16 protein-coding genes and 4 pseudogenes are annotated in these 21,939 nt (G+C 62.7%); 18 read left to right on the top strand and 2 right to left on the bottom strand.

Annotation, left to right across the window (positions count from 1 at the left end):
* The first annotated feature begins 20 nt into the window (after positions 1-20).
* From HAP41_RS33055 to HAP41_RS33025, 7 genes and pseudogenes are all read left to right on the top strand, one after another.
* On the top strand, positions 21-1,262 hold the full coding sequence (locus HAP41_RS33055) for an urea ABC transporter substrate-binding protein (RefSeq protein ID WP_166090863.1): 1,242 nt from the start codon (positions 21-23) through the stop codon (positions 1,260-1,262).
* 98 nt (positions 1,263-1,360) lie between these two features.
* Positions 1,361-2,227, top strand: a complete 867-nt coding sequence (locus HAP41_RS33050) for an ABC transporter permease subunit (protein ID WP_028151201.1) — start codon at positions 1,361-1,363, stop codon at positions 2,225-2,227.
* 12 nt (positions 2,228-2,239) lie between these two features.
* Entirely contained in the window at positions 2,240-3,313 is a 1,074-nt protein-coding gene (locus tag HAP41_RS33045; RefSeq protein ID WP_085404253.1) for a branched-chain amino acid ABC transporter permease, read from the top strand.
* 2 nt (positions 3,314-3,315) lie between these two features.
* Positions 3,316-4,035 carry an ABC transporter ATP-binding protein gene (locus HAP41_RS33040; protein ID WP_085404254.1) on the top strand — a complete coding sequence of 240 codons (720 nt, stop codon included), beginning with the start codon at positions 3,316-3,318 and terminating at the stop codon, positions 4,033-4,035.
* Positions 4,025-4,750, top strand: a complete 726-nt coding sequence (locus HAP41_RS33035; RefSeq protein ID WP_166090896.1) for an ABC transporter ATP-binding protein — start codon at positions 4,025-4,027, stop codon at positions 4,748-4,750. Before HAP41_RS33040 ends, HAP41_RS33035 begins: the two co-directional genes overlap by 11 nt.
* Positions 4,751-4,797: 47 nt before the next feature.
* A pseudogene (locus HAP41_RS33030) lies at positions 4,798-5,265 on the top strand (SDR family NAD(P)-dependent oxidoreductase); the annotation flags it as partial.
* Positions 5,205-6,467, top strand: a complete 1,263-nt coding sequence (locus HAP41_RS33025; protein ID WP_248577249.1) for an amidase — start codon at positions 5,205-5,207, stop codon at positions 6,465-6,467. The pseudogene HAP41_RS33030 and the gene HAP41_RS33025, both read left to right, overlap by 61 nt.
* A 68-nt stretch (positions 6,468-6,535) precedes the next feature.
* On the opposite strand, the pseudogene HAP41_RS33020 reads toward HAP41_RS33025, so the two are convergent.
* Positions 6,536-6,941 (bottom strand): annotated as a pseudogene (locus HAP41_RS33020) (hypothetical protein); the annotation flags it as partial.
* Positions 6,942-7,362: 421 nt separating this feature from the next.
* Here HAP41_RS33020 and HAP41_RS33015 point away from each other — a divergent pair.
* From HAP41_RS33015 to HAP41_RS33005, 3 genes are all read left to right on the top strand, one after another.
* Positions 7,363-8,943 carry a sugar ABC transporter ATP-binding protein gene (locus HAP41_RS33015; protein ID WP_166090903.1) on the top strand — a complete coding sequence of 527 codons (1,581 nt, stop codon included), beginning with the start codon at positions 7,363-7,365 and terminating at the stop codon, positions 8,941-8,943.
* The gene (locus HAP41_RS33010) at positions 8,940-9,932 is read left to right on the top strand and encodes an ABC transporter permease (RefSeq protein ID WP_166090906.1); all 993 of its coding nucleotides are present in this window, start codon (positions 8,940-8,942) and stop codon (positions 9,930-9,932) included. The genes HAP41_RS33015 and HAP41_RS33010 overlap by 4 nt, the downstream gene beginning before the upstream one ends.
* A 105-nt stretch (positions 9,933-10,037) precedes the next feature.
* The gene (locus HAP41_RS33005; RefSeq protein WP_166090908.1) at positions 10,038-11,189 is read left to right on the top strand and encodes a substrate-binding domain-containing protein; all 1,152 of its coding nucleotides are present in this window, start codon (positions 10,038-10,040) and stop codon (positions 11,187-11,189) included.
* An 80-nt stretch (positions 11,190-11,269) separates the two neighbouring features.
* On the opposite strand, the gene HAP41_RS33000 is transcribed toward HAP41_RS33005, so the two are convergent.
* On the bottom strand, positions 11,270-12,064 hold the full coding sequence (locus HAP41_RS33000) for a DeoR/GlpR family DNA-binding transcription regulator (RefSeq protein WP_166090913.1): 795 nt from the start codon (positions 12,062-12,064) through the stop codon (positions 11,270-11,272).
* Between the two features lie 340 nt (positions 12,065-12,404).
* On the opposite strand from HAP41_RS33000, the gene deoC reads away from it, so the two are divergent.
* The 8 genes and pseudogenes from deoC (at position 12,405) to HAP41_RS32960 (ending at position 21,772) form a co-directional block, all read left to right on the top strand.
* Positions 12,405-13,322 carry a deoxyribose-phosphate aldolase gene (deoC, locus tag HAP41_RS32995; RefSeq protein WP_224580998.1) on the top strand — a complete coding sequence of 306 codons (918 nt, stop codon included), beginning with the start codon at positions 12,405-12,407 and terminating at the stop codon, positions 13,320-13,322.
* A gap of 2 nt (positions 13,323-13,324) precedes the next feature.
* Positions 13,325-15,714: pseudogene (locus tag HAP41_RS32990) on the top strand (aldehyde dehydrogenase family protein).
* 83 nt (positions 15,715-15,797) lie between these two features.
* Entirely contained in the window at positions 15,798-16,253 is a 456-nt protein-coding gene (locus tag HAP41_RS32985) for an RbsD/FucU family protein (RefSeq protein ID WP_014494077.1), read from the top strand.
* Positions 16,254-16,258: 5 nt separating this feature from the next.
* Positions 16,259-17,182 carry a ribokinase gene (rbsK, locus tag HAP41_RS32980; RefSeq protein ID WP_166090929.1) on the top strand — a complete coding sequence of 308 codons (924 nt, stop codon included), beginning with the start codon at positions 16,259-16,261 and terminating at the stop codon, positions 17,180-17,182.
* A 7-nt stretch (positions 17,183-17,189) separates the two neighbouring features.
* Positions 17,190-18,065, top strand: coding sequence for a carbohydrate ABC transporter permease (locus HAP41_RS32975; protein WP_166090934.1), 876 nt, complete (start codon positions 17,190-17,192; stop codon positions 18,063-18,065).
* A complete protein-coding gene (locus tag HAP41_RS32970; RefSeq protein ID WP_135214641.1) occupies positions 18,062-19,099 on the top strand; it encodes a carbohydrate ABC transporter permease in 1,038 nt (345 codons plus the stop codon). The genes HAP41_RS32975 and HAP41_RS32970 overlap by 4 nt, the downstream gene beginning before the upstream one ends.
* A 49-nt stretch (positions 19,100-19,148) precedes the next feature.
* Complete coding sequence (locus HAP41_RS32965; RefSeq protein ID WP_321576687.1) at positions 19,149-20,597, top strand: ABC transporter substrate-binding protein; 1,449 nt, start codon at positions 19,149-19,151, stop codon at positions 20,595-20,597.
* A gap of 84 nt (positions 20,598-20,681) precedes the next feature.
* Positions 20,682-21,772 (top strand): annotated as a pseudogene (locus tag HAP41_RS32960) (ABC transporter ATP-binding protein).
* Positions 21,773-21,939: the final 167 nt, after the last annotated feature.

Raw genomic sequence — 21,939 nt, 5'->3', positions numbered from 1 at the left:
TCAGAACAGGGGATATCACGATGAATTCGCGACGTAAGCTCGGAATGGTCTTGCTCGGCGCTATGCTCGGTACAGCGGCGGGGGTGAGTGTTGCTCGGGCGGCGGAACCGCCATTGAAGGTGGGTCTGCTCGAGGACGTGTCAGGCGACCTCGCCTTCATGGGCATGCCGAAGCTGCACGGCTCTCAGCTGGCCGTCGAGGAGATCAACAAGAGCGGCGGTATCCTTGGTCGGCAGATCGAGTTGATTCACCTCGATCCGCAGGGCGACAACGCGCGCTATCAGGAGTTCGGCCGTCGACTGCTCAACCGCGACAAGGTCGACGTGCTGATCGGCGGCATCACCTCGGCCTCGCGCGAGGCGCTGCGTCCCATCGTCGATCGCACCTCGACACCGTACTTCTACACCAACCAGTATGAAGGCGGCGTCTGCGACGCCAGCATGATCAGCATGGGCGCGGTGCCGGAGCAGCAATTCTCGACGCTGATTCCATGGATGGTCGAGAAGTTCGGCAAGAAGGTCTATGTCATCGCCGCCGATTACAATTTCGGTCAAATCTCGGCCGAGTGGAACCGCAAGATCATGAAGGATCTCGGCGGCGAGGTCGTCGGCGAGGAGTTCATTCCGCTCGGCGTGTCGCAGTTCGCGCAGACCATCCAGAATATCCAGAAGGCGAAGCCGGATTGGTTGCTCACGATCAATGTCGGCGCTGCCCAGGATTCATTCTTCGAGCAGGCGGCTGCGGCCAACCTCAATCTGCCGATGGGATCGTCGATCAAGGTCATGCTCGGCTTCGAGCACAAGCGGTTCAAGCCGCCGGCGCTTAACAACATGCATGCGACTGCGAACTGGTTCGAGGAGATCGACACGCCGGAGGCTACCGAGTTCAAGAAGCGCTGGCACGCGAAATTCCCTGACGAGCTCTACATCAACGACATGGGCTACAATGCCTATAATGCGCTCTACATGTACAAGGCGCTGGTCGAGAAGGCGAAGTCGATCAAGCTCGACGACATGCGCAAGGTCATCGCGACCGGCGATGCATGCATCGACGCTCCCGAAGGCAAGGTGTGCATCGATCCGAAGAGCCAGCACACCTCGCACCGCATGCGCCTGATCTCGGTCGGGCCGAAGCATGAGGTGAAGGTCGAGAAGGACTATGGGACGATCCAGCCGTACTGGCTTGGCGAAATCGGTTGCGATCTCACCAAGAAGAACGACAAGGACCAGTACACGCCGAGCCATCTCCCAAAGAAATCGTGACGCCTGACGGGCACGGATTTTGCTCGTATTGAGAGTTGCGCTCTTGGACAAGGCCGGCGCCGCAACGATGCGGCGCCGGGATCGGCAAAGGGACCAAGATGTCGGCTGAAGTATTCTCGGTATTCTATCAGTTCGCCGACGTGTTCGCGTTCCTCATTCTCTCGGCCGCAGGTCTCGCTATCGTGTTCGGCATGATGGGCGTCATCAATATGGCGCATGGCGAGTTCATCATGTGCGGCGCCTATGTCACCGTCGGCCTGGTGAATCTGGGCGTTCCGCTCGCGATTGCCCAGATCCTGGCCGCGCTGACGGCGGGACTCATCGGTGTCGCCGTCGAGTTCCTGATCGTGCGGCGCTTCTACAAGCGGCCGCTGGATTCTCTGCTCGCCACTTGGGGGCTCAGCCTCATCGTGACGCAATCGATGCTCCTGATTGTCGGTTCAGCCGTGCGGGGCATTGGAACGCCCGAGGGAAGCTTCGCAATCGGCGGCTACACGTTTTCGACCTATCGTCTGGTTCTGTTCGGTTGCGCGGTGGCCGTGCTGGGCGGTCTCTACATCGTTTTCATGAAGACGCGCTTTGGTGTGATCGCCCGGGCGACGATGCAGAATGCGGCGATGGCGAAGGCGCTGGGCGCGCGAACGGGCCGAATCTATTCGATCAGCTTCGGGATCGGCACCGGCCTCGCCGGACTTTGCGGGGCGCTCTACGCGCCAACGATGACGCTGATCCCGACCATGGGGGCGACCTTCGTGGTCGAAAGCTTCGTTACGGTCGTAATTGGAGGGGCAAACGTGCTGCTCGGAACAGCGCCGGCCGCTGTGTTCCTGGCGATGATCCGAATGGCGCTGAACGCGAGCTACGGCCAGATCATCGGACAGATTGGCATGCTGGTCGCCGTTATTTTGATCATTCGGGTGTTGCCCGAGGGGCTCTCCAGCGTTCTGGTTCGTCGTGGGCGCTAAAGGGAATTTGTGATGTTCAAGCTGCTGGAAGGTCCGCAGACGCTCGGACGTGGCAAGATCTTCTGGTCCTGCTTCCTTGCAGTGCTCGCGGGCGCACTGACATATCCGCTGTTCGCCGACTCCTATGATGTGGGGAATTTCGCCTATTTCCTGATCTGGATATTCATGGCGCTCGGCCTCTGCCTGATGTGGGGCTATGGCGGGATGCTGTCGTTCGGCCAGACCTTGTTCTTCGGCATCGCCGGTTACGGTTATGGCGTGCTCGCGATTAACATGGGCGGCGGCACCGCAACGATCGCCGCGCTTGCGCTGTCCGTTGTCCTTGCGATGGTGGCGGCCGGCATCCTCGGCTATTTCATGATCTGGGGGGGCATCAACGGCATCTTCTTCGGGATCGTGACGCTGTCTGCGACGCTGGTGCTTGCCTTCTTCCTCGGCCAGACGGCGGGGCCGGAATGGCACATCGGCCCGGCGCGGCTGAATGGCTTCAACGGCATGAAGGGCATGGACCCGCTCGCCGTCGGCGACTTCTATATCGAGGGATCGGCGCTCTACTACGTCATGATCGCGCTGATCGTGATCGTCTATCTCGCGCTGCGCATGCTCGTGAATTCGGGTATTGGCAACGTCATCGTGGCGACGCGCGAGAACCCGCAGCGCGCCGAGATGCTGGGTTATGACGTCCGGAAATACCAGCTCCTGACCTTCGTGATCGGCAGCGGCCTCGCAGGGCTGAGTGGTGCGCTGTACACGTCCTGGGGCCAATTCATCACGCCGTCCAGCATCGGCCTGCCTGCGGCGGCGATGCCCATCGTATGGGTGGCTTTCTCCGGACGGAGCGATCTGACCGCAACTCTGGTCGGATCGTTCCTGCTGCTGTTCGGCTTTCAGACCATCACGGTCTACAGCCAGCAGGCAGCACTCGTGCTGATGGGAGCGCTGCTGCTCGCCACGGTGATGCTGGCGCCGCAGGGTTTTGTGCTCGGCATCGGCAAGCTTGCCGCCGACTGGTGGAGCGGGCGTCGGCGGCGCGACGATAGCCCCGTCATGGCGGAGGCTGGTCGCTTGCACCCGGAAGAGTCCTGATCATGGCGCTGGTCGAAGTCAAAGGCGTATCCAAGCGTTTTGGCGGATTGACCGCAGTCTCCGACGTCGACCTCACGGTCAACGCCGGCGAGGTCCACTGCCTGATCGGACCCAATGGCGCCGGCAAGAGCACATTGTTCAAGCTGATCGTGGGTCTCTACCCGCCGAGCCAAGGCAGCATCCTGTTCGATACCGTCGACATCACCAAGGAGCGTCCCTACGCACGCGTGCAGCGAGGCATGAGCATCAAGATGCAGGCTCCGAGCGTGTTCAAGGAGCTGCCGGTTCGGCAAAATATCCAGACTGCGCTCCAGGAACGACTGTCCGGCGCGGAACGCATCGCCGAGGAGGATCGCCTGCTGACTCTGCTCAACCTGGGGCCGGACAGCGATAAGCTCGCGGGTGCGCTGTCGCATGGCCAGCAGCAATGGCTCGAGATCGGGATGGCGCTGGCGCTGAAGCCGCAGCTCCTGCTCCTGGACGAGCCGACTGCCGGCATGTCGCCGGAGGAAACCTTCAAGACCGGCGAGCTGATCAAGTCGTTCAATGCAGAGGGCATGACGGTTCTTGTCGTCGAGCATGATATGGCCTTCGTGCGCCAGGTCGCCCAGCGCGTCACAGTGCTGCATCTCGGCAAGATTTTCGCACGCGGTGATCTCGAAAGCATTTTGCAGGACGCGAAAGTCGCGGAAATTTATCTCGGTAAGACCCATGCTCACTAAACCCAATCCCACTGACCGGATTCTGGACGTATCGGAATTATGGGCGGGATACGGTGCGACGCCGATTTTGCAGGGCGTCACCATGTCGGTCTCCCGCGGCGAGATTGTCGGCGTGATCGGCCGCAACGGTGTCGGCAAGTCGACTCTGATGCGGTGCCTGATCGGTTTGCTGCAAACCTGGCGTGGCACGATCAGCTTCATGGAGCAGGACGTAACAAAGCTCGAAGCCGACGCGCGGGCGAGGGCGGGCTTCGGCTACATCCCGCAGGGACGCGATGTCTTTCCGCAGATGACCGTCGAGGAAAACCTGCAGGTCGGCGAGTTGATCGGCGGTCCCGGCGGCAAGAAGCTGCCTGAACTCGTCTATGAGTATTTTCCGCGACTGAAGGAACGCCGGCGGCAGGCCGCGGGCACGATGTCGGGCGGCGAGCAGCAGCAGCTCGCCATAGGTCGCGCGCTGATCGGCAATCCGTCCTTGATGATCCTGGACGAGCCGTCCGAGGGTATCCAGCCCTCGATCGTCCAGCACATCTGCGAGGCGCTGAGATCGTTCCGGAACGAGCTCGGGACCACCATCATCTTCGTCGAGCAGAACCTCGACACGATCCTGGCAATCGCCGAGCGTTGTTACATCATGGAGAAGGGCAAGATCGCGCAGTCGCTGGCGGGTGGCGAGGTTAACGAGGACAATGTCCGCGAGCAGCTCCTGCTCTGAACGGCCGCATGGCATGTTTTCGAGTCGTCAATAGGGAGGGAATGGACATGGATCTGGGACTCAAGGGAGCAAAGGTTCTCGTCACCGGCAGCACCAAGGGGATCGGCAGGGCGATCGCCGACACATTCGCGGCGGAAGGCGCGGATGTCGGCATCTGCGCGCGCAACCAGGCCGACGTCGATAGCGCAGTCGCCGCGATCAAGGCGAAGGGCGTCGCTGCCTTCGGTAGTTCGGTCGATGTCTCCAACGGCCCGGCGCTCAAGGCCTGGGTCGAGGACATGGCCTCGAAGCTTGGCGGCATCGACGTCGTGGTCGCCAATGTCAGTGCGCTGTCGATCGGACAGGACGAGGAGAGCTGGGAGAAGGAATTCTCCACCGACATGATGGGCACCGTGCGGCTGGTCAATGCGGCGATGCCGTATCTCGAGAAGAGCAAGGCCGCGGCGATCGCCGGATCGCGAAGCTCGATCAGAAGTTTCACGGCTACGCGCTCGTCCTCGCCGAGCGGGCCATGGCGCAGGCGAAGCGCTGTGACGCCGAGCTTGCCAAGGGCATCTGGCGTGGGCCGCTGCACGGCGTGCCGATCGGATTGAAGGATCTCTGCTACACCACTTTCGCGCCGACCGCTGGAGGTACCACGATCCACACTAGGTTCGTCCCCTCCTTCAACGCGACGATCGTGAACCGGCTCGAACACGCCGGCGCCGTCACGCTCGGCAAGCTAAAAATGACCGAGGGCGCCTATACGAGCCATCATCCCGACGACCAAGCGCCGCTCAATCCCTGGGGGACCGACTACTGGGTCGGCTCCTCCTCAAGCGGATCGGGCGTGGCCACTTCGGCGGGACTTTGCTTCGGCTCGATCGGCAGCGACACCGGCGGCTCGATCCGGTTTCCGTCGGCGACGTGCGGGCTGACCGGGATCAAGCCCACCTGGGGACGTGTGAGCCGCCACGGCGTCTTCCCGCTGGCTGACTCTCTCGATCATGTCGGGCCGATGTGCCGGAGCGCAGCCGATGCCGCGGCCATGCTCGGCGTGATCGCGGGCGCAGACGTCAATGATCCGACCGCCCTTCAGGCGCCGGTGCCGAACTATCTGGCGGGGATCGGTGAGGGCGTGCGAGGCTTACGGATTGGCGTGGACCGCAGCTACACGCAGGACGGGATCGATCGGCAGGTGGTCGCCGCCTTGCTGGAAGCGGAGCGTACGCTTGCGGACCTCGGCGCCGATATTCGTGAGGTCAAGTTCCCAGCTTACGAGAAGCTCGTGAGCATGTGGATTCCGATGTGCTCCATCGAGACCGCAGAGGCGCATCTCGAGACCTATCCGTCGCGGAAGTCGGAATACGGTCCCGATCTGGCGCAGCTGATCGAGCAGGGCAGATCGATCAGCGGCGTCGAGATCGCTCAGATCCATCATGAGCGGTTGAAGTTCTGCGGCAGCCTCGCGGCGCTGTTCGGCGATATTGACCTGCTCCTGATTCCCACCATGCCTGTGCCGATCCCAACGCTGACCAAGATGGGCGAATACGGCGCCGATCCGAACGTGCTGCTCAGCATCCTGCGCTTCACGGCGGTATTCGACTTCTCGGGCAGCCCGACCATCACGCTACCGAACGGCATGGCGTCGGACCGATTGCCTCTCAGCATGCAGCTCGTCGGTCCGCATCTGTCCGAAGATACGCTTGCCCGCGCCGGGTATGCGCCCAGTCAGTGACGGATTGGCATACGCAGCGTGCTTCCATCGAATGAAAGGCAGCAACAGGCATTATAACGTGTCTGAAGTCGAAGGCGCAGCGCTGGCTGCATGCCGAAGCGCTTTCTGGCGTTAGCGGCGATGAAGTCCTGCAGTGCCGACGAGATCTCAGCGTCGGTGTCGGCTGCACGCCGAGCCAGTGGGTCGGCGACCTCGGAAGTCGCATCCCGCGACTACCCCTGGACGGGATTGAAGGATACAATTCGGACCGGATAGGCGTACTGGCCGGACCGCAGATTTTGCAGGATGATCTCGAGGTTGGTGTCAGCCTCGTCGGTCTCGCGACGGGCGCAACCAGCGCGCGCCGACGTCTTCAAGCACCAGATAGATGTCGCGGTCGATGCGGTCGGCCGGCACGATCGAGGGCGAGGAACGTAATCCTGCGCGGCAGGAATGACGCGACGAGCACGACGTATTGCAGGGATTGTCATCCACAGAATTGGAGCGAAGTGTCGCGCGCGGTCTAGTGTGCTTGGCTAAGGCCGCCTCATCGCCATGGCTGTCACGCGTCGCCTATGCGTCTACCTTTCTGTCGGCACACGCTTGCGCTGATCGATCGCGGGGCCTGCCTCCTCTAGCTTGGATGATCGGGTGCTTGCCGCCAGGACCGAATGGAGCGCGTCGTGAAGCTTTGGTCCGTTCCTGATGTTGAACAGATCCGCGCTGGGAAGGCCGGCTGTCTGTACTGACGTTCGCAACCGCACAAATCGAGATAGGGCCAGGGCTAGATCCGGCCCCGCGACGTGATCCGCCATTGACAGGTCGGCGGAGATGATAGAATTATAACAGGATAAGTTGCAAAAATAACAATATGTCACCATCGTACCAGCGTCTTGCGGGGCGACGGGAGGAAAGTTTGGAACTGTCCGGTTCGGTTGCAGCAGAACCTCGGTCGTCGGCCTCGCTTGTGATGGTCAGTGGCATCAACAAGCGCTTCGGCGGCGTACGAGCGCTGCGCGACGTCAACCTCGAGGTTCGCGCCGGCGAGGTCCATGCGCTACTGGGCGAGAACGGCGCGGGAAAATCTACCCTGATCAAGATTCTCAGTGGTGTTCATGCCCTCGACAGCGGCACGATCGAGATCGCCGGCAGGCCGGTGGAATTCGACAGCCCGGCGAAGTCGCGCGAGGCGGGGATCGCTGTCGTTTATCAGGATCTCAGCCTCGTCGAATCCTTGAGCGTTGCGGACAATCTGTTGCTCGGCCGTGAGCCGCGTGCGCGTTTCGGCTTCGTCCGGCAGCGCGCGCTGATGGCCAGGGCCGAGGCATTCCTGAACGCGCTCGGCATTCCCCTGGATGCGAGAGCGGCTGTCGGCTCGCTGCCTTTCGCCTATCGCCAGATGACGGAGATCGCCAAGGCGCTGATGGGCGAGGTCCGGCTTCTGATCCTCGACGAGCCGACCTCCTCGCTGACATCGGATGAGGTCCGGATCCTGTTCGATGCGATCGGGAAGGCGACGCGCCGCGGAGTCGGCGTGATCTATGTGACCCATCGGCTCAACGAGGTGTTCGAGATCTCGCAGCGCGTCACGGTGCTGCGCGATGGCGCTAACGCGGGCACGTTTGTCACCGCCGAGACCGACATGAAGCGGCTGGTGAACGCGATCGTCGGAACCGATCGATCGGCACCCACGGGCCCGCGCACCGAACCTGTCGCGAAGCGTGAATTGGATCCGTCGCCGGTTCTGTCGCTGTCCGACGTGTCCAACGACCGGCTTCGCGCCGTCGATCTGTCCGTGCTGAAGGGCGAGATCCACGGCCTCGCCGGATTGATCGGCAGCGGCCGCACGGAGATTTTGGAGACAGTGTTTGGCCTCCGGCCGCTCGAGAGCGGCGCAATCGAGATCGAGGGCCGGCGATGGCTGCCGAGAGGGCCTGCCGATGCGATCGAGCAGGGCATCGCGCTGGTGCCGGAAGACCGGCATGTGCAGGGTCTGGTCCTGGACCATTCGATCGAGCGAAACGTCACCTTGCCGCGAATTCCCCACTTCTCGCGCTGGGGCTGGATGCAGCAACGCGCCGCCGCCAGGCGTGCGGAAACCGCGGTCGCCAGGCTTTCGGTGAAAGCGCCAGGCGCGTTCAGCCTGGTCAGGACGCTCTCCGGCGGCAACCAGCAAAAGGTCGTATTCGGAAAATGGAATGATCCGCGGCCGCGCGTGCTGCTCCTGGATGAACCGACGGTCGGCGTCGACGTGGGCGCACGCGAGGAAATCTATGCCGTGATCCGGAATGCCGTCCGCGACGGCAGCGGGGTCCTGGTCGTCTCGTCCGATCTCGTCGAATTGATCGAGCTCTGCGACCGCATCTCCGTGATCGTCAACGGGCGTGTGGCTCGTACGCTGTCGCGCGGCGAGATCGATGATGCCGAAGAGCTGCATCATCTCCTCCAGATGTACCAGGCCTCCGGGCCGGGCCACTTGCAAGAGCTTCCCGCATGACCGAACTGACTGCTCCCAACGTGGTCGCCTCGTCGACCCGATCTGATCGCCGCCGCAAGATTCTCCAGAATTTGCTGCGGGGCGAGCGGCCGTACATGCTGTACATCGCCTTCGTGATCCTGCTGGTCGTGTTCAGCCTGTCTTCGCCCTGGTTTCTCTCGGTCGACAACTTCCTGAACATCGGGCGCCAGACCACGCTGGTGTCGATCATCGCGGTCGGCATGACCTTCATCATCATCGCGCGTCAGATCGATCTGTCGGTTGCCTCGACGTTGGCGCTGTCAGGCATGGCGGCTGCTCTCGCGATGAGCCAGATCATCAACAGCTGGATCGTGGGCGCCGTGGCCGGGCTCGGTACCGGCGCGCTGGTCGGGCTGCTCAATGGCATCCTGACCACGCAGCTATCGATCCCGTCGTTCCTGGTGACGCTGGGCTCGCTGAGCATGGCGCGGGGACTGGCGATGATGGTAACCAACACCAAGCCGGTGATCATCACCAACGAGACCTATTTCGCGATCTTTGGCGAAGGCACGTTCCTCGGCATACCGGTTCCGATCGCCTGGACTATGGCGGCGATGATTATCGGCATTCTGCTGCTGCACTACAATGTGTTCGGCCGGCGCATCTATGCGGTCGGCGGCAACCCGACCGCGGCGCTCTATTCCGGCATCAACACCAAACGGATCACGACTGCGGCCTTTGTCCTGACCGGCACGCTGGCCGGATTAGCGGCGCTGGTGCTGTCGGCGCGTTCACATGCCGCGCGGCCAGATGTCGTGCAGGGCATGGAGCTCGACGTCATCGCCGCGGTGATCCTCGGCGGCTGCAGCCTGTTCGGCGGGCGCGGCTACATCCTTGGAACACTGTTCGGCAGCTTGATCATCGGCACGCTCAACAACGGCCTTGTTCTGCTCGGCGTGAGCTCGCCGATGCAGCTCGTGATCAAGGGCGCGATCATCGTTGCCGCGGTTGCTTTCACGAAACGCTAGTCGACGTCCGGCGCGACGCATGAACAACAAGTTCATTGCGCTGCGCGGGTAGGGGCAAGGTCGCTGGCCCTCCGGTGAATCGGCGACCAAAAAATGGAGGAAACAATGAAACCAATCTTGCGACAAACCTTGCCTTTGACTGCGTTGGTGGCCGCTGCCGCCCTCTCGATGATCCCGTCGGCTCGCGCCGAAGTGCCCGCGACCTGCGTCAAGGGTGTCGATCTCGCGAAGCTCGGGCCGAAGTCGATCGTCGGCCAGGGACCCCACGGCGAAAAGGCGGCTTCCCCCGAGGTGCTCGCACTGTCGGAGGCCGACGCCGCCAAGATCAAGGAGAAGAACTTCAAGGTCGGCATCTCCATGCAGACGGTCAACCTCGACTGGTCGCAGCTCCAGATCCAGGGCATCACCGATACGCTGAAGAAGTACGGCGTGACGGTGACGGGCGTCGCGTCCGCCGAATATCAGGTGGACAAGCAGATCGCCGATATCGAGAACACGATCCAGCAGCATCCGGACGGCATCATTTCGATTCCGGTCGATTTCACCGCGACCGCGCCGACCTACAAGAAGATCGCCAAAGCCGGCATCAAGCTCGTGCTGATGGACAGCATCCCGACTGGTCTGAAGCATCCCGAGGAATATGCGACGATGGTCTCGGCCGATAGCCAGGGCAATGGCCAGATCGCGGCACAGATCCTGGCATCCTGCGTGGCGCAGGGCGGCACCATCGGTCTCGTCAATTTCGGCGTCGACTATTTCAGCACCAACGAGCGCACCAAGGGCGTGCGGGAGTGGATGAAAGCAAACCGCCCTGACATCAAGATGAAGCAGGTCGACTTCACCGATCCGCCGAAGGTCTCGCAGATCGCGGGCGACTTCCTGACCGGCAATCCCGACGTCAAGGGACTGTACGCGGTATGGGATCAACCGGCGCTCGACACGCTGAGCTCGATGCGGGCTCAGGGCATCGATATTCCCATGACGACGGTCGACCTCGGTCTGCAATCGGCGATCGAGATTGCCAAGGGCGGGCCGCTGAAGGCGACCGGCTCGCAGCGTCCCTACGACCAGGGCGTCGCGGAGGCGATGGCGATGATGAACGCGCTGCTGGGTAAGGAAACGCCTGGCTGGGTAGGTGTGCAGTCGCTGCCGGTGACGCAGTCGAATGTGCTGGAGTCCTACAAAACCGTATTCAAGAAGGACCCGCCGGCCGAGCTGACGGATGCCTGCAAAAAGGCGAAGCCCGCCTGCAACTAGCCCGAAACAGCGATGCGCGATCCACCGAGACCGCGCATCGTTCGGTAAGCCTGATCCGGGCGAACCAGCCCCCGTCCGGATCAGGCCGTGCTGGTGACGTATTCGACGGGAAGGCTGCGGAAGTGCTTGCGCGTGTCTGCCGACACGGAGCCACCGACGATGATCCGCGAGAATGAGCTGACGTCGGAGAAGAACGCCGGCTTGAGGCTGCCGAGCTTGCTGGCGTCGACCACGAGGATGCTCTCCATCGCGGTAGCGATCACGGCCTGCTTGATGGCGACTTCGTGAAAATTCGAGCAGCTGGCGCCGCGGGTCCAGTGCAGGCCGCCGGCCGAGATGAAAGCCTTGTTGATCCCGAGCCGCCGCAGGTAGGACAGGCCGTCATCCGACGAGAACGACTGCGACGACGGATGGTAGAGCCCGCCCATCAACATCACCTGCGTCGCTGGCCGGTGGGTGACGATCGAGGCGACGTTCAGCGAATAGCAGATCACCGAAAGAGGCATGTCCTCAGGCAGGCAATCCGCCAGCGACTGCATCGTGGTGCCGCAGTCGATGAAGATGGTGTCACCTTCCTTGATCGAGGCGGCTGCGGATCGGCAGGCGAGGCGCTTGTCCTGTGTGTGCTGGTCGATTTCCTGTTCGAATGTGTACTTGATCCCGGTCGGCGACGCCGCGTTGACGACGTAGCCGCCGAGCAGGGCGAGCGCCGCCTCGGGCCCGGCAAGGTCGCGCCTAACGGTCATCTCCGACACCTTCAGCAGCTCTGCGGCGTCCTTCAGATGCAGTGCGCCGCTCGTCTCGACGGCGCGTCGCAGCCGTTGCAGCCGTTGGACGCGCGTCTCGCTGGGGCGTGCGGTCGGTGTTTCAGTCATTTTCGTCACCGAGCTTGCTTATCCGGTTGACAATGATCTTACAATGATGGGAGTTTAGCAACGTCAATCTGTTACAATACTAACATTTGGCCCGAAGGGTGTTTCGCTGTCGGCGACGGGAGGCAGCAGAAGCGCCGGCGGCCAAGGGATGGGAGGATCGCATGTTGCAATCGGCACATTCAGTCTATCTGCCGTTTCAGCCGATTCGCTAGCATTGCGCGGCGTACCGATGGCGCAGGGCGTCTTGATATCAAATCCATCCGCGGTGCCGGCGCAGCCCCAGGCACGGGATCACAATCATCCGCATCCGATCGCGCGCAACAGCGGCCGCGCGCTCGAGATGGACTGGGTCGATGATATCCGGATCAATCTGTCCGCCGCCGAGCGCCGCGTTGCGAGCCTGCCGGGCCGGCGCACCGTCAAGAAGGACGCGCAGGCGGCGTGGTTGCTCAAGGCGATCACCTGCATCGACCTGACGACACTCAACGGCGACGATACGGCCGAACGGGTGAAGCGTCTCTGTGCCAAGGCGAGGGCCCCGATACGAAGTGACCTCGTCGAGGCACTCGGTTTTGCCGGGCGCCGGCTGCACACGGGCGCGATCTGCGTCTATCACCGCTTCGTCGCAACCGCGGTCGAAGCGCTCGATGGGTATGACATTCCGGTCGCTGCGGTTTCGACTGGATTTCCGGCAGGCCTCGTGCCTCACGATCTGAAACTCAAGGAGATCGAGGCGTCCGTCAGGGACGGTGCGCAGGAGATCGACATCGTCATCACGCGTGAGCATGTGCTGACCGGAGATTGGCGCGCTCTCTACGCCGAGGTCCGGGATTTCCGCGCAGCCTGCGGCGATGCGCATCTGAAGACGATCCTCGCAACCGGCGACCTCAAAACGCTGCGCAACGTCGCCAAGGCGTCGATGGTCTGCATGATGGCCGGCGCGGATTTCATCAAGACCTCCACCGGCAAGGAAGGCGTCAATGCCACGCTGCCGGTGACGCTGGCGATGCTGCGCATGATCAGGGTCTATGAGGAGCGGACCGGCTTCAAGATAGGCTTCAAGCCGGCCGGCGGAATCTCGACGGCGAAGGATGTGCTCAACTACCAGTTCCTGATGAAGGAGGAGTTGGGACGCGATTGGCTCGAGCCGGATCTGTTCCGCGTCGGCGCCTCGAGCCTGCTCGCCGACATCGAGCGCCAGCTCGAGCATCACGTCACCGGCCGCTACTCGGCCTTCAACCGTCATCCCGTGGGCTGAGCATGAGTATCGCACATTACTTTGAGACCATGGATTATGGTCCCGCTCCCGAGGCGGACGGCGAGGCGCGCGCCTGGCTGAAGCGGCACGACGCGACGTTTGGGCATTTCATTGCCGGTAAATTCGTCGCGCCGGCTTCGGGCAAGCATCTGGCGACGATCGAGCCAGCCACCGGAAAGACGCTGGCCAAGATCGCGCAAGGCATCGCAGCGGATGTCGAGGCTGCCGTCGGCGCCGCGCGATCGGCGCAGTCGTCATGGGCAAAGCTCGGTGGTCACGGTCGTGCCCGTCATCTCTATGCGCTGGCGCGCATGCTGCAACGTCATGCTCGTCTGTTCGCGGTATTGGAAGCGATCGACAATGGCAAACCGATCAGGGAAACCCGCGATCTCGACGTGCCGCTCGCCGCGCGCCACTTCCTGTATCACGCCGGCTGGGCACAATTGCAGGACCGCGAATTCGCCGACCATGTCCCGGTCGGTGTGATCGGCCAGATCATCCCCTGGAACTTTCCGCTGCTGATGCTGGCCTGGAAGATCGCGCCCGCGCTGGCGACCGGCAACACCGTGGTGCTGAAACCGGCAGAGTTCACGTCACTCACCGCGCTGCTGTTCGCCGAGCTCGCGGCGGAAGCCGGCCTGCCGCCCGGCGTGTTGAATGTGGTGACGGGTGATGGCGCCACCGGCGCGTTGCTGGTCGAAAATCCCGGTATCGACAAGATCGCCTTCACCGGATCGACCGAGGTCGGTCGATTGATCCGTCAGTCGACCGCAGGCAGCGGCAAGTCGCTGACGCTCGAGCTCGGCGGCAAGTCGCCGTTCATCGTGTTCGACGACGCCGACATCGACGGCGCCGTGGAAGGCGTGGTCGATGCGATCTGGTTCAACCAGGGCCAGGTCTGTTGTGCCGGATCGCGGCTTCTGCTGCAGGAAGGGATCGCAGAGACATTCCGCAAGCGCCTCATCCGCCGCATGGAGACGCTGCGCGTGGGTCCGCCGCTCGACAAGGCGATCGACATGGGCGCGGTGGTCGCACCGGTGCAGCTCGAGCGGATCAAGGCGCTGGTCGAAATCGGCGTCAAGGAGGGCGCTGAGAAGTATCAGGCGCCGGGGCCGATCCCCGCTGAGGGATGCTTCTATCCCCCCACCTTGCTTTGGAACGTACATCCGTCATCGACCGTGGCGATCGAGGAGATCTTTGGCCCGGTGCTGGTCGCGATGACGTTCCGCACGCCGGACGAGGCGGTGATGCTCGCCAACAACACGCGCTATGGCCTTGCCGCCAGCGTGTGGAGCGAGACCATCGGGCTGGCGCTCGATATCGCGCCGAAGCTTCAGGCCGGCGTGGTCTGGGTCAATGCGACCAATTTGTTCGATGCCAGCGTCGGCTTCGGCGGCTATCGCGAGTCCGGCTTCGGTCGCGAGGGCGGCCGGGAAGGTCTCTACGAATATCTCAAGCCGAAAGCCTGGAGCGGGCGGAAGGCGCGGGCGAAGGTGCCGCCGCCATCCCCGGCGGCTTCTAACGACGGCGCCGGATTTGGCACGCCGTCGATCGACCGAACCGCCAAGCTGTTCGTCGGCGGCAAGCAGGTTCGTCCCGACGGAAACTATTCGCGCGCGGTGCTGTCGCCGAAGGGGAAGCACCTCGGCGAAGCCGGTGAGGGCAATCGCAAGGATATCCGTAACGCGGTGGCCGCTGCGCGCTCGGCCGAGGGGGGGCGCGGGCGTCGACGCATAATCGCGCCCAAATCCTCTACTACCTTGCCGAGAATCTGTCCGCGCGTGGCGACGAGTTCGCCCGGCGCGTCGGTGATATGACCGGCGTTTCGCCCGCCAAGGCGCGCGCGGAGGTCGAGGCGAGTATCGAACGGCTGTTCAGCTATGGGGCCTGGGCCGACAAATACGAGGGGACGATCCATGCACCGCCGTTGCGCGGCGTGGCGCTTGCCATGCACGAGCCGATCGGCGTGGTCGGGGTGGCCTGTCCGGACGAGGCCCCGTTGCTGGGCTTCATCAGCCTGGTGGCACCGTTGATTGCGATGGGCAACCGCGTCGTCGCCGTCCCAAGCGAGCGGCATCCGCTTGCAGCGACCGATTTTTATCAGGTGCTGGAGACGTCGGATGTGCCGGCAGGCGTCGTCAATATCGTCACCGGCGAGCGCGATGCGCTCGCAAAGGTCCTTGCCGAGCATGATGACGTCGATGCGCTCTGGGTGTTCGGCTCGCAGGAGGCCTCGACTGCTGCGGAGCGGCTGTCGATCGGCAACCTCAAGCGCACGCTGGTCGACCACGGGCTGGCGCTCGATTGGTACGACCGGGTGGCGAGCGAAGGTCCGATCCTGCTCCGCCACGCGGTGCAGGTGAAGAACATCTGGATTCCTTATGGGGACTAAAGACGTCACCTTGCGGTGATACGGGTTGGCATTCGGACCATCAGAGTTCGGGCGATTTTTTGAAGACAAGGGAGGGACGCAACATGCTCAAGGGCATCAATCCACTGCTCAATGCCGACGTGCTTTATGCCTTGCGCGCAATGGGGCACGGGGACCGCCTCGTGGTGTGCGACACCAATTTTCCTGCCGACTCCATTGCGCGCCAGACCGTGTTCGGCGAGCTGCTTCGCATCGACAACGTCAGTACGGCAAAGGCGATCGAAGCCATTCTCTCGGTGCTGCCGCTCGATACGTTCGTCGACGATGCCGCAATCCGCATGGAGATTGTTGGCCAGCCCCAGGAGGTGCCGCCGGTACAGCGCGAGGTGCAGGCCGCGATCGACCGCGCCGAGGGACGCTCCTGGCCGCTGGTCGGGGTCGAGCGCCATGCCTTCTATGAAAAGGCCAAGACGGCCTACTGTGTGATCGCCACGGGAGAGCGGCGCTTCTACGGCTGCTTCCTGTTTTCCAAGGGCGTCATCGCGCCGGACGGAGAGTGACGACCATGAGCAAGACTGGCGTCGCAGTGCTCGGCATCTTCGTCGTCGATCTGGCCTTCCGGGCCGGCAACATGCCCGCGATCGGTGAAACGATCGCCGGCTCGGGATTTGCCATGGGACCAGGCGGCAAGGGGTCGAACCAGGCGGTGGCCGCTGCGCGCGCAGGCGCAGATGTGACCTTCATCTCCCGGATCGGCCGCGACGCCTTCGGTGATCTTGCCATCAAGACGTGGGAAACCGAGGGCATTCGACCGCGCGTCGCCAGGACTGCGGAGGCGCCGACCGGCGCGGCCTTCATCTATGTCCACGAGACACGCGGCGACAACGCCATCATCGTGGTGAGCGGAGCGGCCGACGATCTCAGCCCCACCGACGTCGATGCGGCGGCGGATGCGATCCGCACCAGCCGCGTCTTCGTGACCCAGCTCGAGCAACCGGTCGCGGCCGCGCAGCGCGGGCTCGAGATCGCGCGCGCTGCGGGCAGCATCACCGTGTTCAACCCGGCACCTGCGGTCAAATTCGACGATGGCCTGTTTGCCTTGTGCGACTACGTCGTTCCCAATGAGACCGAGGCGGAAGCGCTGACGGGGATCGCGGTGAGCGATCTTGCCGGCGCCCGCCGCGCCGGCGAAGCGTTGGTGGCCAAGGGAGCGGGCACCGCGCTGATCACGCTCGGCGAACGCGGGGCGCTGTTTCACGGGCGAGATCGCTCGCTACACGTGCCCCCGTTCGCCGCCGGCAAGGTGGTCGAAACCGCGGGCGCGGGCGATGCATTCGTCGGCGGCTTCGCTGCAGCGCTTGCGGGCGGCGCCGATCCCCTGGAAGCGGCGCGCTTCGGTTCCGCCACGGCGGGGATTTCCGTGACGCGCGCGGGGACTGCGCCTGCCATGCCGCGGCGCGCTGAGATTGAAGCCCTGTTGAAGGGATGATCTGCTCATGATGCGGAACGATCCGATTAAGCATGTCTTCATCTGGCCGGCGGTGCTCGTCGTGCTGGCGATCTCGATCTTTCCGCTGATCTATTCGCTCACCATGAGCTTCCTCAGCTATCGCCTGATTCCGCCGATCCCGCCGCGGGTCGTGTGGCTCGGCAATTATGCTACGCTCCTGCAAGAGCCGCGCTTCTGGAATGCGATCTTCACGACGACGCTGATCGCGTTCATTGCCGTCGGGTTGCAATACGTGATCGGGTTTGGCGTTGCGCTCGCGCTGAACGCGCGCGTTCCGGGCGAACGGCTATTTCGCGTGGCCTTGCTGTTGCCCATGCTTCTGGCCCCGGTCGCCGTCGCGCTTGTTGCTCGCATGATCTTCAATCCGACCATGGGGCCGCTCAACCAGTTCCTGTCCATGTTCGGCATGGCGAACTTGCCGTTCCTCACCAACGGTCATTGGGCGCTCGCCTGCATCATCGCTGTTGAGATCTGGCAGTGGACCCCGTTCATCATCCTGATGATGCTGGCTGGCCTGCAAACGCTCCCCGAAGATGTCTACGAGGCGGCCGAGCTCGAGAACGCCAGCGCCTGGCAACAGTTCTGGGGCATCACCTTTCCGATGATGCTGCCGATCTCCGCCGCGGTCGTCTTCATCCGCCTGATCGAGAGCTACAAGATCATGGACACCGTATTCGTGATGACGGGCGGCGGACCGGGTGTGGACACCGAGACCCTGACCTTGTTCGCCTATCAGGAGGGTTTCAAGAAGTTCAATCTCGGCTACACGTCGGCGCTCAGCTTCCTGTTCCTGATCGCCATCACGATCATTGGCGTCACTTATCTGGCGCTGCTGCGGCCGCATCTGGAGAAGCGCCGATGAGCGGGCAGGGCCTTACCGGACTATCGCGCTGGAGCCGCCGCCTGGTCGCGGCCGGTGTCTTCGCATGGTGCCTGATCACGGCGTTTCCGCTCTATTGGGTGGTCGTGACGGCGTTCAAGACCCCGCCGGGCGTGGTCGGCGGCCCGACCTATATTCCGTTCGTCGATTTCACGCCGACCCTGCAGCCCTTCATTGATCTTTATCAGGGTATCCGTGGCGAGTTCTTCCGGACCTTTTTGAACTCGACAATCGTTGGCTTGTCGGCGGCGGCGATCGCGACTGCCGTCGGTGCAATGGCGGCCTATGCGCTGGTGCGGTTCGAATTCAGGGTGCGCTTCGGCGCCGGTCTGATCTTCTTCCTGCTCGCGCTCGGCGGCTATCTGCTGTTCAACAATTCGCTCGGCTTCACCCGCGCGCAGGCGCTGCTGCTGGCGTTCCCGATCGCGCTTGTCGCTTCAATCCTGTCCAACCGCCTGCCGCTGCCGGGGCCGATCCTCGGCAATGAAGACATCCTGTTCTGGTTCGTCAGCCAGCGCATGTTTCCGCCGATCGTCACGGCTTTCGCGCTGTATCTCCTCTACAGCGAAATCGGCCGGCTCGGCTTCCAGCTCATCGACAGCTATGTCGGCCTGACGCTGTGCTACGTCGCGTTCTCGCTGCCGATCGTGGTCTGGCTGATGCGCGACTTTTTCGAGGCCATTCCGATCGAGGTCGAAGAAGCCGCGATGGTCGACAACGTGCCAAGTTGGCGCATCTTCCTCGGCATCGTGGTGCCAATGTCGATGAACGGACTGCTGGCGACTTTCATGATCACGCTCGCCTTCGTCTGGAACGAGTTCCTGTTCGCGCTGTTCCTGACCAATTCCAGATGGCAGACGCTGCCGATCCTGGTGGCGGGACAGAACAGCCAGCGCGGCGACGAATGGTGGGCGATCTCGGCCGCGGCGCTCGTCGCCATCATTCCGATGATGATCATGGCAGGTCTGCTCAGCCGCATGATGCGGTCGGGCCTGCTGCTCGGAGCAATCAAATAGCAAAAACCTATGTAGGGAGGACTGGACGATGTTGCGACGGACGTTTCTGATGCTGACCACCTCGCTCGCGATGGCTTGCACCGCGAGCCAGGCGAACGCTGCTTGTAGCCCGGATTACTCCGGCGTCACCCTGACTGTGGCGTCGCAGACCGGACCGTATATCGCCTCCGCGCTCAAGCTCGGCGCGGACGAATGGACCAAGAAGACCTGCGGCAAGGTCAATGTGGTCGAGTTCCCCTGGTCGGAGCTCTACCCGAAGATCGTTACATCGCTTACCGGATCGGACGCGACGTTCGATCTGGTCAGCTTTGCGCCGGCCTGGCTGCCCGACTTCGTCACCTATCTCAGCGAGATGCCGAAAGAGATGCAGTCCGGCAAGGATTGGGACGATGTCGAGCCGGCCTACCGTGAGCGCCTGATGGTGTGGGAAGGCAAGATCTATTCGCAATCGATGGACGGCGACGTTCACACCTACACCTATCGCACCGACCTGTTCAGCGATCCCAAGGAGAAGGACGCCTTCAAGGCCAAGTACGGCTACGACCTGGCGCCGCCAAAGACCTGGAAGCAATATCTCGACATCGCGGAGTTCTTTCAGCGCCCCGACAAGGGACTCTGGGGCACGGCGGAGGCCTTCTGTCGCGGTGGCCAGCAATTCTGGTTCTTCTTCAGCCACGCGGCGGCCTATACCAACAACCCGAACTATCCGGGCGCGATGTTCTTCGACCCCGAAACGATGGATGCCCAGATCAACAATCCGGGCTGGGTGAAGGGATTGGAGGAATATATTCGCGCTTCCAAGCTTGGCCCGCCCAACGCGCTGAACTTTTCGTTCGGCGAGGTCAATGCCGCCGTGGCCGGCGGCCAGGTGGCCGAGTCGATCGGTTGGGGCGACACCGGCGTGATCGCCGCCGACCCCAAGCAATCGAAGATTTCCGGCAAGGTGGGCTCTGCGGTGCTGCCCGGCTCTGACGAGATATGGAACGCCAAAACCAAGAAGTGGGACAAGTTTCCGGCAGTGCTGCCGGCACCCTTCATGGCGTTCGGAGGCTGGCAGATTGCCGTGCCAAAGGTGGGCAAGAACCAGCAGGCGGCCTGGGATTTCGTCAAGACGCTGACAAGCCCTGAAGTCTCCGGCAAGGCCGCGATTACCGGTGGCACGGGTGTCAACCCATACCGCAAGTCGCACACCACGAATCTGGAGTTGTGGAGCAAGATCTTCTCGCCGACGGAAGCCAAGGAATATCTCGGCGCCCAGGCCGACTCCATTAACGGCAAGAACGTTGCGCTCGACATGCGTTTGCCCGGCTATTTCTCCTACACCGAGGTTGTGGAGATTGAGCTTGGCAAGGCGCTGGCCGGCCAGACCACGCCGCAGGCCGCGCAGGCCGCGCTGGACGCGGTCGCGAAGGAATGGAATCGCCTGACCGACGAGTTCGGCCGCGCGAAGCAGCTCGCCGCCTATCGCGCGGCGATGGGCCTCTCACCGAAGAACTAGCTTCCCGCGGAGACTGCCCCGGATGATGCGTGAGCATCATCCGGGCTTTGTTGGCCGTCGATATAGGGACGGAAAAAGGAATCCATGGCGCACGTCGAGATCGAGAACGTCAGCAAGGCATATGGGCCCTACAAGATCATCGAGGGGCTTAATCTGAGTGTGGCCGACGAGGAGTTTGTCGTGCTTGTCGGACCGTCCGGCTGCGGCAAGACCACGACGTTGCGCATGATAGCGGGACTGGAGACGGTCACCAGCGGAGCCATTCGTATCGGTAATCGCGATGTGACGCAGCTGCGCCCAGGCTTGCGTAATTGCGCGATGGTGTTCCAGAATTATGCGCTCTATCCGCATATGACTGTTGGTGAGAATATCGGCTACGGCATGAAGGCGCGGGGCGAGTCGCGCGCCAATATCGCGAAAGCCGTCGAGGACGTGGCGCGGGTTCTCGACCTCGAGCAATACGTGGACCGTCGGCCCAAGCAGCTCTCCGGTGGGCAGCGTCAGCGCGTGGCGATCGGCCGTGCCATCGTGCGCAGCCCGGACGTGTTTCTGTTCGACGAGCCATTGTCAAACCTCGACGCCAAACTCCGCATCGAGATGCGGACCGAGATCAAGGCATTGCATCGCCGTCTCGCCAAGACGATCGTTTATGTCACGCACGATCAGGTCGAAGCTATGACCATGGCCGATCGGGTCGTGGTGATGAATCGCGGCCGCATCGAGCAGGCGGCTGATCCGATCACGATCTATGAGAAACCAAGCAATCTGTTCGTCGCGGGCTTCATGGGCGCGCCCAGCATGAATTTCTCCACGGGGAGATTGCCGCTCGCGACGGTGCACTGATCTTCACCGAACCCTCGGGTACGGCGTTGAGATTGCCGAAATCTCGAGAGGCGGCCTATGCAGGGAGCATCGGCAAGCCGGTTGTGCTCGGCGTGCGGCCCGACCACGTGCTGCGGCAAGATGCGCCATCGGGCTCCTCCGTCCGCATGATGGTGAAAGACGTGGAGCCGCTCGGGCCGCATACTCTCGTGATTGGAACCGTGGGCGCATTTCCATTCACGGCGCAGATGCAAGTCGGTGTTTCTGCGGCGCCGGATTGCCCAATAGATGTCGCCATCGATCTGGAGCGAACGCACCTTTTCGACAAGGTTTCCGGAGCGGCCGTTTCATAGGCGGCGGTCCTCTGGCGGTGCAGGTAATCCCTAATCTTTACTTCCAGCGTGCGCATGCCTCATCGCGGTCACTTGCGCTGCGGCGAGCTCCGCACGTGATGCGGGCGACGTTGCACCCTTCTTCGCAAGCTTTGCTCGTCCGGTATTGGTGTTGAGCAGAGTCTGCG

The sequence above is a fragment of the Bradyrhizobium barranii subsp. apii genome (assembly GCF_011516635.5).
In the GTDB taxonomy this organism is placed as follows: Bacteria; Pseudomonadota; Alphaproteobacteria; order Rhizobiales; family Xanthobacteraceae; genus Bradyrhizobium; species Bradyrhizobium barranii.
This window is presented reverse-complemented; position numbering and strand designations above follow the sequence as displayed.

What these genes read in the sequence shown, in the direction of transcription:
- HAP41_RS33010 (WP_166090906.1), top strand. Translation starts at nt 8,940, where the DNA reads ATGACCGAACTGACTGCTCCCAACGTGGTCGCCTCGTCGACCCGATCT.
- rbsK (WP_166090929.1), top strand. Translation starts at nt 16,259, where the DNA reads ATGAGCAAGACTGGCGTCGCAGTGCTCGGCATCTTCGTCGTCGATCTG.
- HAP41_RS33000 (WP_166090913.1), bottom strand. Translation starts at nt 12,064, where the DNA reads ATGACTGAAACACCGACCGCACGCCCCAGCGAGACGCGCGTCCAACGG.
- HAP41_RS33050 (WP_028151201.1), top strand. Translation starts at nt 1,361, where the DNA reads ATGTCGGCTGAAGTATTCTCGGTATTCTATCAGTTCGCCGACGTGTTC.
- HAP41_RS33045 (WP_085404253.1), top strand. Translation starts at nt 2,240, where the DNA reads ATGTTCAAGCTGCTGGAAGGTCCGCAGACGCTCGGACGTGGCAAGATC.
- HAP41_RS32965 (WP_321576687.1), top strand. Translation starts at nt 19,149, where the DNA reads ATGCTGACCACCTCGCTCGCGATGGCTTGCACCGCGAGCCAGGCGAAC.
- deoC (WP_224580998.1), top strand. Translation starts at nt 12,405, where the DNA reads ATGGACTGGGTCGATGATATCCGGATCAATCTGTCCGCCGCCGAGCGC.
- HAP41_RS32985 (WP_014494077.1), top strand. Translation starts at nt 15,798, where the DNA reads ATGCTCAAGGGCATCAATCCACTGCTCAATGCCGACGTGCTTTATGCC.
- HAP41_RS33040 (WP_085404254.1), top strand. Translation starts at nt 3,316, where the DNA reads ATGGCGCTGGTCGAAGTCAAAGGCGTATCCAAGCGTTTTGGCGGATTG.
- HAP41_RS33035 (WP_166090896.1), top strand. Translation starts at nt 4,025, where the DNA reads ATGCTCACTAAACCCAATCCCACTGACCGGATTCTGGACGTATCGGAA.
- HAP41_RS32970 (WP_135214641.1), top strand. Translation starts at nt 18,062, where the DNA reads ATGAGCGGGCAGGGCCTTACCGGACTATCGCGCTGGAGCCGCCGCCTG.
- HAP41_RS33055 (WP_166090863.1), top strand. Translation starts at nt 21, where the DNA reads ATGAATTCGCGACGTAAGCTCGGAATGGTCTTGCTCGGCGCTATGCTC.
- HAP41_RS33005 (WP_166090908.1), top strand. Translation starts at nt 10,038, where the DNA reads ATGAAACCAATCTTGCGACAAACCTTGCCTTTGACTGCGTTGGTGGCC.
- HAP41_RS32975 (WP_166090934.1), top strand. Translation starts at nt 17,190, where the DNA reads ATGATGCGGAACGATCCGATTAAGCATGTCTTCATCTGGCCGGCGGTG.